This is a genomic window from Streptomyces sp. NPDC058231 (assembly GCF_042882275.1).
In the GTDB taxonomy this organism is placed as follows: domain Bacteria; phylum Actinomycetota; class Actinomycetes; order Streptomycetales; family Streptomycetaceae; genus Streptomyces.
The window spans coordinates 778-1,133 of record NZ_JBHVWN010000188.1; the positions used below are offsets into that span (position 1 = coordinate 778).

At 73.9% G+C, this 356-nt stretch carries 1 pseudogene; it reads right to left on the minus strand.

The window, feature by feature from the left end:
• Positions 1-356: pseudogene (locus ACFVXE_RS39205) on the minus strand (hypothetical protein); the annotation flags it as partial.

The following is a 356-nucleotide window of genomic DNA, read 5'->3' on the forward strand; positions in this document are numbered from 1 at the left end:
CGTGACGACAACCGCGGCGGTGGCTCCGGCGGTGGGTTCCGTCGCGACGACAGCCGTGGTGGTGGCTCCGGCGGTGGGTTCCGCCGTGACGACAACCGCGGTGGCGGCTCCGGTGGCGGTTTCCGCCGCGACGACAGTCGGCCTTCGACCGGCGGTGACCGTGGCGGTTTCCGCCGCGACGACAGTCGGCCTTCGACCGGCGGTGACCGTGGCGGCTTCCGCCGTGACGACAACCGCGGCGGTGGCGCTTCCAGGTTCCCGCGTGACGACCGTGCGCCGCGTCGTGACGATGACCGTGGTGGGCGTCCCGGTGGTGGTTTCGAGCGTCGTGACGACCGGCCGCGTGGGCCGCGTCG